A 14682-nucleotide genomic window follows, 5' to 3' on the forward strand; every position below is an offset into this window, starting at 1 on the left:
GGGGGCTACCTCGGCGCGTCTCAAGGGGTGTCTATTATTCGTCGGTAAGGCGGATGCGGTGGTAGGGCACGGCCTCTCCCCCGGTGTACGTCACGCCCGGGGAAAGTTCGATGAGCACGTCTGCCTGGGCGGCACGATGTAGCAGGTGCGAACCGGAGAGGACGTCCGGATACAGCTCCACGCGGTAGGTGCCCGGCTCGGTTTCCACCATGGCGAGGGTGCCGCGCAGGAACTGGCGCTTAGTCGGGGGTGCGGTGAGCGGAGTATCGGTCACCAACACGCCGCGGGGTGCGTTATCAAGGGTGGCCTGCTCGGAGGCTACCGCGTGGGGTACACCGTAGGGACCGCCAGCGCGCAGGTAGGGGCGCAGAATCAGCGCGTAGGAGATGAGGGTACTCACGGGGTTACCGGGGAAGGAAATCATGGGGACTCGGTGCCCCTTGAAGTCCAGGACGTTCACGCCCTGGGGACCGCCGGGCTGCTGGCTCACGTGGCCGAACCATGAGACGGGCACCAGGATGTCTGCCTCGTGCGCCTTAGCGATTGCGTTACGCACAACCTCGTACTTGCCGTGGCTAATACCGCCGGACGTAATAATGATGTCCGGTTTGAAGGATTCGTACTCGGCGGCCAGACGGTGTAGCAGCTCAACGGGGTCGTCACCGATTGCGATGCGGCGAACCGTCGCGCCGTCCTCACGTAGCATGGCGCTGAGCATCGGACCGTTGGCGTCAAAAATCTGACCCTGCGCGAGGTCGTCCGGGGAGGCGTTGTCCTCACCGGCGGTACCGGAGCGAATCTCGTCGCCGCCAGTGCACACCAGCACGCGAGGACCCGCCGCAACGGTCAAACGTGCGTATCCCTGGGAGGCGAGCGCGCCCAGCAGAGCGGGGGTCACACGCTGTCCGGCGCGGGCAAGCACTTGGCCGGTCACGACATCCTCGCCGCGGCGGCGCACGAACTGACCCACACGGCCGGTAGCCAGCTTAATCTTCTCGCTGGGACGGCCGAAAGACTCGGGCAGGTCGGGGTACTCGATACGTTCCGACTGCTCCACGGGAATCACCGCGTCATACCCCTTGGGGATGGGCGCACCAGTCATAATCGGGTAGGTCAGGTCATCGGATGCGCGGGAGCGCTGCAGGGGCCGACCTGCGGGAATCTCGCGGCCGACCGTAAAGATGCGGTCCTCACGATCGACAGCAGCCGCGGTAAGCGCGTAGCCGTCCATCTGCGAGTTGTCGAAGCTGGGCACATCCATGCGCGCGGTGACGTCCTGGGCGAGGATTCGGCCTGCCGCATGATCGAGAGGAACGGTCTCCGCCGTGCCGATGAAGACCTCCCGCAGGAGAAGGGCCAGGTAGGCGCGGTATTCCTCGGTGTTGGGAGTTCCGTTGAACTCAGGAGCAATCATTGCGGTTCCTATCGTGCGACATACGGATATAAACAGTGTACGGTGCACCCGGGGGCGGGTAAATACAGTTCCACCTAACGGCCTGCCCCGCAACCTGGCTACCCGAGGCGCTCGCGTAGCTTCTTGAGTGCGCGAGCCAGGCCCAGCACGCCAAAGATTCCCAGGTAGAGGCTGATGAGGATGAGGGCACTACCCAGGGCACTCGGGAGGTCACTACTGTTGATGGCCAGGTCGATCGCGAGGGGAATAGTCTGGGTTTTACCCTGTACGTTACCGGCAAAGGTAACGGTTGCGCCGTACTCACCCAATGCGCGGGCAAAAGAGAGTAGGAAGGCGGTGGCAAGACCGGGAGCCGCCAGGGGCAGGAGCACCTTAAAAGTCACCTCGGCGGGACCGGCTCCCTCGACCAGCGCGATTTCCTCGTACTCACGGGGAATGGCCTGCAGCGTGGTAACCGCGGTGGCCACGAAGAAGGGTAGAGCGACAAAGGTCTGGGCAATAATCACGGCATTCGAGGTGAAGGGAATCGAAATACCAGCCTGATAGAGGTACGAGCCGATTAGACCCTTACGGCCCCAGAAGAAGAGCAGCCCCAGACCCGAAACCACCGGGGAGAGAATCACCGGGGTGTAGATGATGGCGTAGAGAACCGCACCGAATCGGTGCAGGCGCGAACGATTCAGCACCTTGGACAGGAGCAGGGAGATGGGGGCACCCAGAAGACCGCAGATCAGGGTTGAGACGGCAGCCGTTGAGAGCGAAAGATTAGCCGCGCCCATCACCTGCGGAGTGAAGATGGTCCCGAGTTGGCTCCACGGGACGTTAAGGAACAGGCCTAGGAGCGGACCGGCAATCACCAGAAGACCGATGAAAGCCGGGATGGTGAAGGAGCGGGGAACCGACGCAAAAAGACGAGCCGAAGATCGCGGCGCGCGACGGGCAGAGGAAGATGCAGACATGGATTCGTGAGGGGTTGGGATGCGAAGGCGGTGAATGGGGCGGGTATCCCGCGAGTAGTGGGTAAAAGGCGTGACGGGATGCGATGGCACACTTCTATAAGGTGCCACCGCATCCCGGATTTTCGCGCTAACTCTGCTGAGCGGGCGGGTTAGCGTTTACAGGCTACTTGGTGGTGTTGAAGCCGTAGTCTGCGAGGATCTTCTTGGCCTCGTTGGAGGTCTTCAGCCACTCGTTGAACTTCTTAGCGGCGTCGGAGGATGCGCCGGTCTTGCTCAGCGCTGCGGGGTATTCGTTGGGCTCAACGTCCGGCAGGTCGACAGAGCCGAGGTTTACGCCCTTCTTCTTGGCTGCTGCGAGGTCGGTGGTGTAGATGAAGCCCGCATCGGCGTTACCGGTGGTGACCTTGGTGGCCACGTCGGTGACCTTGCCCTCGGTGGTTGCGTTCTTGAGGGTGATGTCGTGCTTCTTCAGCTCTTCGTGTGCCAGGGTGCCGCAGGGGACGTCTTCCTTGCAGACTGCGACGACGCCTTCGGTGGTCTTCAGGTCGTCGAGGCTGTTGATCTTACCGGGGTTGCCTTCAGCGGTAACGAGAACCAGCTTGTTGGTGACCAGAACGGTGGAGTCGGATCCAGAGAACTCATCCAGCTTCTTAGCCTTGTCCATGTTCTTGGTGTCTGCGGTGATGAGCATGTCGGGGGTTGCGCCCTGATCAATCTGGGTGACGAGCTTTGCGGAGCCCTCGTAGACGAAGGTGATGTCAACGCCGGGGTTAGCTGCCTCGTAGGCCTTCTCCAGGTCGGCGCCCGCATTGTTCAGGGATGCTGCGGCGAAGACCTGAATCTTGCCGGAAGATGCCTGAGAGGCAGCGGAGGACGACGATGCCGAAGAGGTCTGAGAAGAGCCGCAACCGGTCAGGGCCAGGGTTGCGGCAGCCAGTGCGCTAAGAGCGGCGAGAGGAGTCTTCATGAAAGTACTTTGTCCTTGGACTAGTCGTGTTAGTTGCATGAGGTGAGGTGCTCCACGCGAGGCTTTTGTGACAATTTATGTACGCCCCTAGCTTGCGTACACCGTAACACGTTATCGCGGTTTCTTTGGGTCACCGCGAATGTAACTTACCCTTCACACACTATGTAATGGGTCCTCGAACATGGAATAATCATATTGTTACCCGAAATATACTAATTTTCTACATAGGTTTTCCATGGCGTACACGGCAGATTCTGGCCGCTCTCAGCTGATTGCAGGCCCTTTGTTAAGCACCTTATCTTCTGCGGATAACAGCGGTGCTGCTTTTGTGACGCCCGAAAATTCTGAGACCTCCTCAAAGCCGCGGAGGAAGCTCCCAAATATTACGAACAGCGGTCCGCTCCTCGACCGCTGGGGACGCACCGCGACCGACCTGCGCATCTCGTTAACCGATAAATGTAATCTTCGTTGCATTTATTGCATGCCGGCCGATGGATTGCAGTGGCTCCCCAAGGAAAACCTGCTTTCCGCCGAAGAAATTGCGCGCCTTGCAGATATTGCTATCTCTCAGCTGGGCGTCGAAGAGATTCGCTTCACGGGCGGTGAGCCCCTCGTCCGCGCAGATTTGGTCGACATTATCTCCCGCATCCATCAGGAGCACCCCGAGGTGCCCCTGTCCATTACGACCAACGGCATCGGCCTGGACAAGCGGGCTGCTGCCCTTGCCGAGGCCGGGCTGACCCGCATCAACGTCTCGCTGGATACCATATGCCGCGAGACCTTCGCCGAACTCACCCGACGCGACAAGCTGGAGGCCGTGCTCAAGGGTATCGACGGCGCCGCCGAAGCCGGCCTGTGGCCCATCAAGATTAATGCCGTACTCATGCCCGGCCTCAACGATGGGCAGGCTCCCGAGCTCCTCGAGTGGGCGCTCAAGGGTGGCTACCAGCTACGCTTCATCGAGCAGATGCCCCTGGACGCAGACAACCGCTGGACCCGTGAGGGTACCATCACCGCTGCTGAGATTCGAGAGAAGCTTTCGGCCGCCTACGTGCTCGGTTCGGTACGCGAAGCACGCGGCGATTCCCCCGCCCGACTGTGGGAGGTCTACCCGCTCGGCACCGTGCTGGATAAGGCGGGGTTCCCCGTTAACGGTACCGATTCCCTGGGTCGCGTGGGCATCATCGCCTCTGTGACCGAGTCCTTCTGCGGCGCCTGCACCCGCACCCGTCTAACGGCCGATGGCAAGATTCGTTCCTGCCTCTTCTCCGATACCGAGACTGACCTCATGCAGCTATTACGCTCCGGCGCCACGGACGATGAGCTGGCCTTGCGCTGGCGTGAAGGCATGTGGTTCAAGCCGCGCGCCCACGGCAAGGAAGACGCAGATTTCGATATTGAGGAATTTGCCAAGGCGAGCCGCTCCATGAGCGCCATCGGAGGCTAACCCCTCTCGCTGTCCCGGGCATCCCCTTATTTTTCGCGCCCCCTCGTATAGCATTAGGAGCATGATGCAGGTTCATTTCTTTGCTGCCGCGCGTGCGGCGGCGGGTACCGCCGAGCTGTCGGTAGCCCCGAGCGACATTGATTCGCCAACCCTGGGCGCGCTCATCGCCTACCTGGGCCGAGAGCTTACGGGGACCACCCCCTCCGGCCTGACTCTGGCGCAGGTTATGGAGCAGTGTTCCTTCCTGGTCAACGGCACCCGCTCCGATGCCGACGCGCCACTAACCGATGGCGATCGAGTTGATGTCCTTCCCCCCTTTGCGGGTGGTTAGGATGATTGATTCTTCAGCATCGCCCGCCGCGACTCCCCCGATTCTTCCCGAGTACCCCGAGTTCTCCTGCGCCGCGGTTGTCGTGGCCGGCGGGCAGTCCAGCCGCCTGGGGCATGTGCCCAAGGCCTCGCTCTCGGACGGCACGAACACGCTTCTCGACTGCGCTTTACAGGCGGTACGGCAGGCCTCGCCGCGAGTTGTGGTCGGGCCCGATACCCTGCCCGTCCCCTCTGACGTTCTACTCACCCGAGAAGACCCGCCCTTCTCTGGGCCGGCCGCGGCCATTCACGCAGGCCTAGAACGTGTGGCAGCCCAATGCGAGGGCTCCGGCACCCCGACGCCGAAATGGTGCCTCATCCTGGGTGTTGATACCCCGCGCATCGCTCCCGCGGTACAGCTACTTATGCGTACCGCCGCGGCCAACGATGCGACTACCCGACCTCTCAGCCATGAGGGGGGTTCCCCCGCATCCGAGGGCTTCTGGGGGATTTCTGAGGGCATCTACCAGCCGCTGGTGGGTATCTACCGTTATGAGAGCATCCGTTCGGTGTTTTCAGAGGGCACCACTGATGCCTCCGTCCGTTCCTTCTTGCGCAGTCTCAACCCGGTCAGCGTTGAGCTCTCCGCTCAGCACACCGCCGATGTCGATACCTGGGAGCAAGCGGAGCGACTGGGGTACACCACTTCTCTGTGGTCTAGCTACTAGACCGTCCCGCTACCACGGGCATCTACTTTCAGCGGCCAACTAGCGCCGCTTCAGCACACACGAGGTACCATGTCCCACCATATTCCCGCCGTCTCATGGGATCAGGCGCGCGAGCTGTTGCACGCCGCCGGCACACAGGCCGCCCCGGACACCAAGACCGAGGCTCTTCCTCTCTTGGCGACGATTGACCATTACCTATCCGAAGACGTGCACGCCATGATGCCGGTGCCGCACTACAGTTCCTCCGCGATGGACGGCTACGCTGTGGCGGGCAACCCGCCCTGGCGTCTGGTGAGGCCTTCCTACCCGGAGGATTCTCGAGCCAATATTCACCGTCTCACCGTACCGATTAGCCCGGGCGAGGCCACCCCGATTCTAACCGGTGGTCTGATTCCCGAAGGCACCGAGGCCATCGTGCGCGAGGAGCACACCAGCAACTACGAGGGAGCCGATTCCCTGGCCTCCGCCGATACCCGAGCCAGCATCCACTACCTGGAGATGGCTGAGGGGTTTGAGCCGCCGGCCCCCGGAACCGATATTCGTTTCGCCGGCGTGGAGCTACAGCACGGTGACTACCTGGCTCGCCACGGTGAGCGCATCTCCTCCCGCATGGCAGCGTTTCTGGGTACGAACGGTTTCGATGAGCTACCCGTCTACGCACCCATCCCGGTGCGTTGCGCGTTCACCGGTAACGAGGTGATTACCTTTGGCCTGCCCGACCCGGGTCAGGTGCGCGACGCTTTCGGAGGTTTCGTGGAGCACGCCATCGCCGCGGCAGGATGCGAGGTTCACCCCTCGGCCCGCCTGGCCGACGTCGAGTCCGAATTCTCGACCTTCCTGACGACCTCCACCGCGCGCATCCTGGTGTTTACAGGCGGCTCAAGCACCTCGGGCGTGGATATGGTGCGTAAGGCCCTCAACGATTTGGGAGCGACCTATATCTTCGAGTCGGTGGATGTGCGTCCGGGCCACCCGGCCCTGGCCGCAAGCCTGCCGGTACCCGAAACCGGGCCGAACGCCGGTCACCAGCGTTTCGTACTGGGCCTTCCGGGTAACCCGTTGGCCGCTTATACGGCTCTCTACTCCTACCTGCCGCCTCTTCTGGCCGGTCTGCGCTCCATGCCCCTGCCCGCGGTAGACGCGGCCGTTCTTGCCGAGGATGTTCCCACGTTGCGCAAGGCTGTGACGACTCGCCTGGTGCCCGTCCGGGTGGCCGAGGGCGTTGCCTATCCGCTACCGAAGTCGGCTTCGCACATGCTATCTTCCCTGGCAGCCGCCACGCACTTTGCGGTGCTCGACGATTCCACGGTGACCGGAGGGGCGCATCCGACGGGTTCACGCGCTCGCATTATTCCGGTCTTCTAAGCCTGGGACGCTTCGCGCGGGAGGGGAGGCTGGTTTCGCCGTGGGTGTTATCGGTGTTCCCGTCCAGCAGAAGGTATAGTTGATAGAGATATGTCAATCGTTTAGCATATCCTGTCTCAACCACAAAGGAGCCCCGTGGCGAAGCCCAAACTTAGCGACGTTGCCGCACTGGCGGGCGTCTCCCCCACCACCGTATCCCGAGTGCTCAACAACCGCGGTTACCTGAGCGAGGCCACCCGCACCAAGGTGCACGAAGCCGTCCAGCAACTCGGCTACCGTCCCAATGCCATCGCCCGAAGCCTGCAGGGTCAGCGCTCCCAGACGGTGGGTCTCATCTTCCCCACCGTTGCCAACCCCTTCTACGGGGAGATGGTGTATCAGCTCGAGAATCACCTGGCCGATGCCGGGTACAGGGTGATTCTCTGCAATAGCGAAGACCACCCCGAGCAGGAGAAGCGCTATCTCGATATGCTCTTCGCCAATCAGGTGGACGGCATCATCACCGGCGCCCATTCGGATGCGCTTGTGAACGTTCCGCATGCCCAGGCTCCCCTGGTGACGGTGGACCGTCGCGAGACGGGTTTCTACCCCAACATCCGCTCCGATAACTACGGCGGCGCACGCGCGGCCACGGAGCACCTTATCGCCACGGGTGCCCAGACAATTGCGCACGTAACCTCCACCCTGGGCGAGCACAATGAGCGTCAGCGCGGTTACCGCGAAGCAATGCTCGAGGCTGGCCTGACCCCCGAGTTCGTGGAGCTTGGCTTCCGCCCCTCCCTCGGTCTTAAGCGCGAGATGCTATCCCGCTACCTGGACGAGCGAGCCGATAGCGCCGAACCTGTGGATGCAGTGTTTGCCTCCAACGATAACTACGCTGCGCTGGCCCTGGGCTGGGCGCGCACGCGAGGCATCCGGGTCCCCGAGGATTTCCAGGTCATCGGCTACGACGGCACACAGACCGTTCAGCTGCTCATGCCGGAACTCGCAACCGTCATTCAGCCCATCGAGGGAATCGCTCGACGAGCCGTTCAGCGCTTGCTGGAGCTTATCGAAAGACAGGATGCATCGACCGCTTCCGCGGCACCCGCAGGTTCAACCCCCGAGGGTTCCGCGTACCTTCCCGGGGATGTGCTGCCTATCGAGTTGCATCTGGGGGCCACCGTGCGGACCATCCCCGATCTCTCGCTCGTGGAGCCGGACACCTCGGCGCCGGACGAGCTGCAGTAGCTATCCCCCGCTTTTCTTCCAAAGATTCGCCCCGCCACTCCACATTTGTGGGGCGGCGGGGCAAATCTTTGCGTTGAGGATCTTGTGGGGCTCTTGAGTACCCGAGTTACGACCGGGCCGTCGCGCTAGGCCCGGCCGGCGGCACGGGCGACAACTTCCGCGGGGCCGATTGCGGGATACACCATGCCGACCGCGTGAGCCTTCGGGAAGACACCTCCGAGAGGCCCCAGGGAGAGGAAGCCGCGACGCTCGTAGAGGCGAGCACTGTCGTAGGTCGACGCTTCGAGGTAGGCCGGGTAGCCTTCAAGACGTGCGGTGCCGTAGTCGAGGAGCTTGCTGCCGATACCGCGGCCGCGCAGCTCCTCCAGCACGCCAATGTTGAAGAGGTACCAGTGCTTGTACGAGGGGCGGTACTTGAGCAGGTGCAGCTCCATCATGATGGCACGAACCAGGGTAACCGGCCCCAGTCCACGGTAGTAGGCACTAATCTGCTTGATTTCGTTGAGGAATGACCCTTCCTGGGACTCCGGGTTATTCCAGAGGCAGACGCCAACAATCTTGCCCGAGGAATCATCCACGGCAACGTCGATTCGTCCGCGGTCCTTGAAATTACCGTAAACCTGCAGGGTCATAATAGCGCGGAGCTTTTCCATCTCCTTACGGCGGTTTTTGCCACCGATGATGGCCATCATGGCGGGGTCACCGTCAAAAGCCGAGATAAGCACCTCCACTACCTCCGAGTACTCGTGAGGTTCGGCGGTGCGGACGGTATAGGATTCCGAGGACATATTCACCCTTTACGAAAGCTTGAAGTCTACATAAATATTAGCTGTATTCCGTCCTCATGGCTAACGAATCGTGCCTAATCAAGACATTTTACATGCATATGCACAGACCCCCCCGGCAGCAAATATTGCACTATTATGCATAATTTTCATGAATAGTTATTCACTCTTTCTATTTAGCCCCCATAAAAAAATTTGAACACCCCGCATCATTTCAAGGAAAAGATACGGGGTGTTCAAAAATGGAGAGTTTATCTACTCACTCTGTGTACAGACTATGCGTTAGCCTTAGCCTTCAGAACAACCTTCAGCACGGAGTCAGCGTTGGTCACAGCCGCGCCGGAATTCTGAGCGTCCTGCACCGACTCGGCCAGCTTCTTGGAGTTCGTGATAACCAGCGGAGTGGCCAGCGGGTAGCCGGCTGCCTTGATCGCGGGAATATCAAACTCAGCGATGACGTCGCCGCGCTTGACGGTGTCGCCCTTAGCGACCTTCGGGGTGAAGTGCTTGCCGTCCAGCTCCACGGTGTCCATGCCGATGTGCATCAGCAGGTCCAGGCCGTCCTCGGTACGCAGACCGTAGGCGTGGCCGGTGGGGAATGCCACGGTGATCTTACCGTCAGCCGGTGCGTAGAGCTTACCCTCGGTGGGCTCGACCGCGATACCCGCGCCCAGCGCGCCGGAGGAGAAGGTGGGGTCCTTGACGTCCACGAGAGGCACCACAGCACCCACCAGGTGAGCACCCAGCTCAACGCCTTCGCCGGAGGCCTCGGCAGAAGCTACCGAGGGAGCCTCGGTGGAAGCTTCGGTGGCTGCGGGAACGGCAGGAGCCTCAGCATCCTCAGCGTTGCCAGCCTCGACCTTCTTGCCCCAGATGAAGGAGGCAACGAAGGCGATGACGGTGGTCAGGATGAGGCAACCGAAGAAGCCGGCCCAGCCCGCGCCGGTAGTAGGAATAATCGAGGGGAAGCCGATGTAGCCAGCTGCACCCAAGGCCTTAGCCTTCACGTTCAGGATGGAGGCAACCATTGCACCGATACCAGCGGAAACGATTGCGATGTAGAAGGGCCAGCGCAGAGCCAGGTTCACACCGAACATTGCGGGCTCGGTAATGCCCAGGAATGCGGAGGGCGCGGATGCCGAAGCAATACCCTTGATCTTCTTGTTCTTGGTGGTCAGTGCGACACCTGCTGCGGCAGCACCCTGAGCCACGTTAGAGATGGAGGCAACGACGAAGATGAAGGAACCACCGGTTGCCCACAGGCTCATCTCGATGGGCGGGAATGCCTGGTGCATACCGGTCATCACGATGAATGCGTAGAAGGTACCGAAGATCAGACCGCCGAGCGGGCCGGCAACGGTGTAGAGCCAGTTAATGCTTTCACCCAACCAGGTGCCAGCCTGGAACATCGGCGGACCGACCAGCAGGAAAGTCAGGAAGCCGGTAATGAGGATGGTGAGAGTCGGGGTGAAGATGAAGTCGATGGTGCCCTTGAGAATCTTGTGGAAGAACTTCTCGATGTTCGCCAGAATGAAGGCGACCAGCATGATGGGCAGCACGGTACCCTGGTAGCCCGCCTGCTGAACCTGCAGGCCGAAGAGGTTCCAGTACTGCATGGGGTCGGATCCCTCGACACCCGCCAACGACTTTGCGACGCTGTAGCCGTTCATCAGGGCGGGGGACACCATGGCGGCACCCATGGTCATACCCAGGTAGGGGTTACCGCCGAAGACCTTGGTGGCGGAGAAGCCGACCAGCACGGGCAGGAAGGCGAAGGGAGCGGCGGAGAGCAGGTTCACGATGTCCGCGAAGCCCTCCCACTCGGGATGCATCTCAATGAAGGACTGAGGACCGAAGATATCCGTGGAGGTCAGCACATTGTTGAGCGCCATCAGCATACCGCCACCGACCAGCACCGGAATCAGCGGGACGAAGATGTCGGCAATGGTCTTGATGAAGCGGGAGACAATGCTGCTCTGCTTTGCGGCAATGCTCTTGAGGTCGTCCTTGGATGCCTCGGGTGCGCCGGCGGCAATCAGGTACTTGTGCACTTCGTTGACGTCGCCGGGGCCGACGATGATCTGGAACTGGCCGGCGTTGAGGAAGCTGCCCTTGAGATCCTCGTCGTTGTCGATTGCTGCCTGGTCAACCTTGTCCTGGTTCTTCAGGACGAGGCGAAGGCGGGTTGCGCAGTGTGCGGCTGCAACGATGTTGCCGACGCCACCGACGTCCTTCAGCACGCGCTGTGCCACTGACTTGTGGTCCACGCTCGCTCTCCTTTGTTTGGAGCACCACCGGATGATGCTTTGTGAATGAGTTGGGGTGATATGTCTGTGTGTGCATGTCATGCATATGTCATACGTTTGACATATCGGATGTAAGACATGGTATCACGCAGAATAACGCAAAGCGAGGGCCCACCCTCTCAAGAGAGTGAGCCCTCCGGCACATTTATTCGCTTTCCGCTCGGCCCACGCGAACATCGGTCCGCGGGGAGAGCCACGGCGGGCCTAAAGGCGGCCGTACTCCAGGGAGAGCACCTCGCCACCGGTCAGGCGGACGCGGCGCTTATCCCCCTTGAAGAAGGTGCGAGCCGTCATAACCTCTGCACCCATAGAGGCGGCCAGCTTGCCGCCCACGTACAGTTCGGTTGCCGAGCCGTCCACCAGTAGGTCGAACTCACGAATCTTCGAACGCTTCAGGCTGCGACGGCGCAGGCTACCGCCCTCGGTGTAGCGGGTACCTCCGCGGTCCATCTGCACAAAGTCCTTATCCAGTACGATGCTCAGGGCCACACCGTGAGTGTCCTTAATCTTGATCTTCACCCGTTCATCAGCCACGTTCACGCGGCCGCGCAGGCGGAAGGTCAGGGCGTTCTTCAGCTCGACGAGCTTGCCCTTCTCCTCCTCGCGGTACAGCGGCTTCATCTCCATCGCGTCGTTCAGCTGCGGAACCGGACGCTGGAAGAGCTTGCCGTTGCGCAGGTGTAGCTCACGCGGGTAGGTGAACATGTGCACCCAGCGGTGGCTCCACGAGGGCAGGTCATCCTGATCCGCGTTGCCGAGCCAGGCGATCATCACCGGGGCATCGCCGCTTGCGGTGTGCGGTGCCTCCGGGTCGGCGCTCAGACCGGTGCCCGAGATGGTCTGCGGGGCGTAGAACTCAAAGCCCGCATCCAGCTCGGTGAAGGGGGTCTCCACCTTAAACTTGAGGGTCTTATTATCCAGCGAGCCCACAATGTAACCGCTCTGGAAGATGTTGTTGTACTTCTCCCCCAGCGGCTCCAGTCCCTGCGGGCTAAAGATCAGCACGTCACGCAATTCGCCGGTCAGCTCATCACGCAGGGTCAGCAACGAGGGGCACTCGAACATGTAGCTGCCCTTGAGGGCCTTGTCCTTAATGCCAATCTCGCCGCGGAAGGTCCAGTCGCGGCGATCTTCGGAGGTGTACACCACCACGGCACCGGTCTTATCCTCGCGCTGCGCGCCAATGACCATCCACCAGCGACCGTCACGCTGGAACACGTGCGGATCTCGGTAGTGGGCGGTGTAGCCCTTCTCGGGGCCGGAAATCAGCGGGGGTAGCTGACGAGTCGGCTTGGCGTCCTCACCGGCGGTGGCAAGAATCTGGTAGGTCTCGCGGTTACCCTTGGAGTCCTTGACGTTACCGGTGTAGAAGAACTCAAAACCGCCGGGAACCTTAATTCCGGAACCCGAGTAACAACCGTGCGAGTCGTAGCGGCTATCCGGGACCAGAGCAGTGCCCTCATCGGTCCAGTGGGTCAGGTCCTCGCTCACAGCGTGACGCCAGTACACCATGCGCTCGGGGTGCAGGGGCGAGTACTGGTAGAAAGCATGGTAGCGCTTGCCGTCAAAGACAAGGCCGTTCGGGTCGTTCAGGCGGCCGACCGGAGGAGCCAGGTGCAGGGCGGGGTAGTCGCGATCTTCGCGAACTCCGGCACCAAAAGCATCCAGGATCTGCTGTGCCTCTGCCGCCAGGTCACGGGCGGGGCGGGGCGAGGACTTCTGATTCTTTTTCTTCTGCTCGCTCATGTCTTATCCGTTTTCGTCAGGAAGAATGTCTGGGTTGTCTCATCCCATCATACGGCACCCCGGAGCCCCGTACCGGGCCAAGGAGAGAGGCACCACAGAGGACGTTAAATGCCGCAGGGCGGCACATCCAGTGGATGTACCGCCCGCGTAAGAATCGAGAAGAAGTCGATTACTTGAGGGTGACGGATGCGCCGGCAGCCTCGAGCTGCTCCTTAGCCTTCTCAGCGTCTTCCTTGGAAACGCCCTCGAGCAGGGTCTTGGGAGCGCCGTCAACCAGGTCCTTTGCTTCCTTCAGGCCGAGGGAGGTCAGGGCACGAACTTCCTTGATCACTGCGATCTTCTTGTCGCCAGCGGACTCCAGGACAACGTCGAACTCGGACTTCTCTTCAGCAGCCTCGCCTGCTGCGCCGCCTGCGACAACTGCAACGGGAGCAGCTGCGGTGACGTCGAACTCTTCCTCGAATGCCTTGACGAACTCGGAAACCTCAACCAGGGACAGTTCCTTGAATGCTGCAATGAGTTCTTCGATGGACAGCTTAGCCATTGTTTGGCTCCTTCACTATCTGTGCGGGTCGCCCCGCTGTGTAAATCTTGGGTACCCACCCCGTAGGGGTCGGTCAAACTAAGGGTGCGCATACGCTGTTGCGTTGTGCGCTGCTGAGTATCTCAGCGGCTGGTGCAGTAGCACGAAGGGGCTTATGCCTCCTCCGAAGCCTCCTCGGCAGCAGCGGGAGCTGCGCCTTCCTGCTCCTCCAGCTTAACGCGCAGTGCGTCCACAACCTGTGCGATGCGTGCGATGGTAGCCTTTGCACCACCTGCAACCTTGGACAGCAGAACCTCGCGGGATTCCAGGTCAGCGTAACGCTTGACGTCGTCCTCGGACAGAGCGGCACCTTCGTAGTAACCGTTCTTCACGATCAGCTGGGGGTTAGCCTTGGCAAAGTCACGCAGGCCCTTGGCAGCATCGATCAGGTCGCCCTTGATGAATGCCAGTGCGGAGGGACCGTGGAGGTGGCCTTCGAATGCGTCGATGCCAACTTCCTTAGCTGCGATAGCAGCCAGCGTGTTCTTCACCACGGCGTATTCGGTCTCTGCACCGAGTGCGCGACGCAGCTCCTTGAGCTGTGCAACAGTGAGACCGCGGTATTCGGTCAGGATGACTGCGTTCGAAGCTTCGAAGAGTTCCTTCAGCTCGGATACTGCAGCGATCTTTTCCTGAGTCGCCATGGTAGTTCCTTCTTCCGATTCTTGTAAGGTCGCCGGTAGAGCCTCGAAGCACTATTGCAAGCAATAAAAAATGCCTCGACGCGCAGGCGTACGAGGCACGATAGACGAAACCCTCAGGGGGTTTGCGGCTATTCACTTCGAGTCACCTACGCGGGCGGCGATTTCTTGAGGGAAATCAGCTCTTATCAGAACCCTGTTC

The 14682-nt window shown here is 61.0% G+C and carries 13 protein-coding genes; 5 read left to right on the forward strand and 8 right to left on the reverse strand.

All coding sequences use genetic code 11. The features are described from left to right. Positions 1-34: 34 nt before the first annotated feature. From HMPREF2874_RS07725 to modA, 3 genes are all read right to left on the reverse strand, one after another. Entirely contained in the window at positions 35-1414 is a 1380-nt protein-coding gene (locus tag HMPREF2874_RS07725; RefSeq protein WP_070649868.1) for a molybdopterin molybdotransferase MoeA, read from the reverse strand. A gap of 98 nt (positions 1415-1512) precedes the next feature. Further along, on the reverse strand, positions 1513-2373 hold the full coding sequence (locus tag HMPREF2874_RS07730) for an ABC transporter permease (RefSeq protein WP_070649870.1): 861 nt from the start codon (positions 2371-2373) through the stop codon (positions 1513-1515). Positions 2374-2536: 163 nt separating this feature from the next. Continuing rightward, positions 2537-3340: a molybdate ABC transporter substrate-binding protein gene (gene modA / locus HMPREF2874_RS07735; RefSeq protein WP_070649872.1), complete on the reverse strand. Its 804-nt coding sequence runs from the start codon at positions 3338-3340 to the stop codon at positions 2537-2539. Positions 3341-3575: 235 nt separating this feature from the next. Here modA and moaA point away from each other — a divergent pair, with 235 nt between their 5' ends. From moaA to HMPREF2874_RS07760, 5 genes are all read left to right on the forward strand, one after another. Further along, positions 3576-4787, forward strand: coding sequence for a GTP 3',8-cyclase MoaA (gene moaA, locus HMPREF2874_RS07740; protein WP_070649873.1), 1212 nt, complete (start codon positions 3576-3578; stop codon positions 4785-4787). 64 nt (positions 4788-4851) lie between these two features. After that, positions 4852-5118: a MoaD/ThiS family protein gene (locus HMPREF2874_RS07745; RefSeq protein ID WP_070483641.1), complete on the forward strand. Its 267-nt coding sequence runs from the start codon at positions 4852-4854 to the stop codon at positions 5116-5118. A gap of 1 nt (position 5119) precedes the next feature. After that, entirely contained in the window at positions 5120-5824 is a 705-nt protein-coding gene (locus HMPREF2874_RS07750; protein WP_070649874.1) for a molybdenum cofactor guanylyltransferase, read from the forward strand. Positions 5825-5893: 69 nt separating this feature from the next. Then, positions 5894-7189 (forward strand): molybdopterin molybdotransferase MoeA, encoded by a 1296-nt coding sequence (locus tag HMPREF2874_RS07755; RefSeq protein WP_070649875.1) that lies wholly within the window; start codon positions 5894-5896, stop codon positions 7187-7189. A 135-nt stretch (positions 7190-7324) separates the two neighbouring features. Next, positions 7325-8419 carry a LacI family DNA-binding transcriptional regulator gene (locus HMPREF2874_RS07760; protein ID WP_070649876.1) on the forward strand — a complete coding sequence of 365 codons (1095 nt, stop codon included), beginning with the start codon at positions 7325-7327 and terminating at the stop codon, positions 8417-8419. 125 nt (positions 8420-8544) lie between these two features. Here the strand turns inward: HMPREF2874_RS07760 and HMPREF2874_RS07765 are convergent, their stop codons facing one another. The 5 genes from HMPREF2874_RS07765 to rplJ all read right to left on the reverse strand — a co-directional run bounded on the left by HMPREF2874_RS07765 (position 8545) and on the right by rplJ (position 14483). Then, positions 8545-9207 carry a GNAT family N-acetyltransferase gene (locus tag HMPREF2874_RS07765; protein WP_070649877.1) on the reverse strand — a complete coding sequence of 221 codons (663 nt, stop codon included), beginning with the start codon at positions 9205-9207 and terminating at the stop codon, positions 8545-8547. A gap of 272 nt (positions 9208-9479) precedes the next feature. Further along, positions 9480-11471: a PTS sucrose transporter subunit IIABC gene (locus HMPREF2874_RS07770; RefSeq protein ID WP_070649878.1), complete on the reverse strand. Its 1992-nt coding sequence runs from the start codon at positions 11469-11471 to the stop codon at positions 9480-9482. Positions 11472-11714: 243 nt separating this feature from the next. Then, positions 11715-13256, reverse strand: a complete 1542-nt coding sequence (locus tag HMPREF2874_RS07775) for a glycoside hydrolase family 32 protein (RefSeq protein ID WP_070649879.1) — start codon at positions 13254-13256, stop codon at positions 11715-11717. Between the two features lie 169 nt (positions 13257-13425). Further along, positions 13426-13800, reverse strand: a complete 375-nt coding sequence (rplL, locus tag HMPREF2874_RS07780) for a 50S ribosomal protein L7/L12 (RefSeq protein ID WP_049331852.1) — start codon at positions 13798-13800, stop codon at positions 13426-13428. Positions 13801-13952: 152 nt separating this feature from the next. Then, a complete protein-coding gene (gene rplJ / locus HMPREF2874_RS07785) occupies positions 13953-14483 on the reverse strand; it encodes a 50S ribosomal protein L10 (RefSeq protein WP_049331849.1) in 531 nt (176 codons plus the stop codon). Between the last annotated feature and the right edge of the window lie 199 nt (positions 14484-14682).

Origin of the sequence: Rothia sp. HMSC068F09 (assembly GCF_001812775.1) — a bacterium.
GTDB lineage: Bacteria > Actinomycetota > Actinomycetes > Actinomycetales > Micrococcaceae > Rothia > Rothia mucilaginosa_A.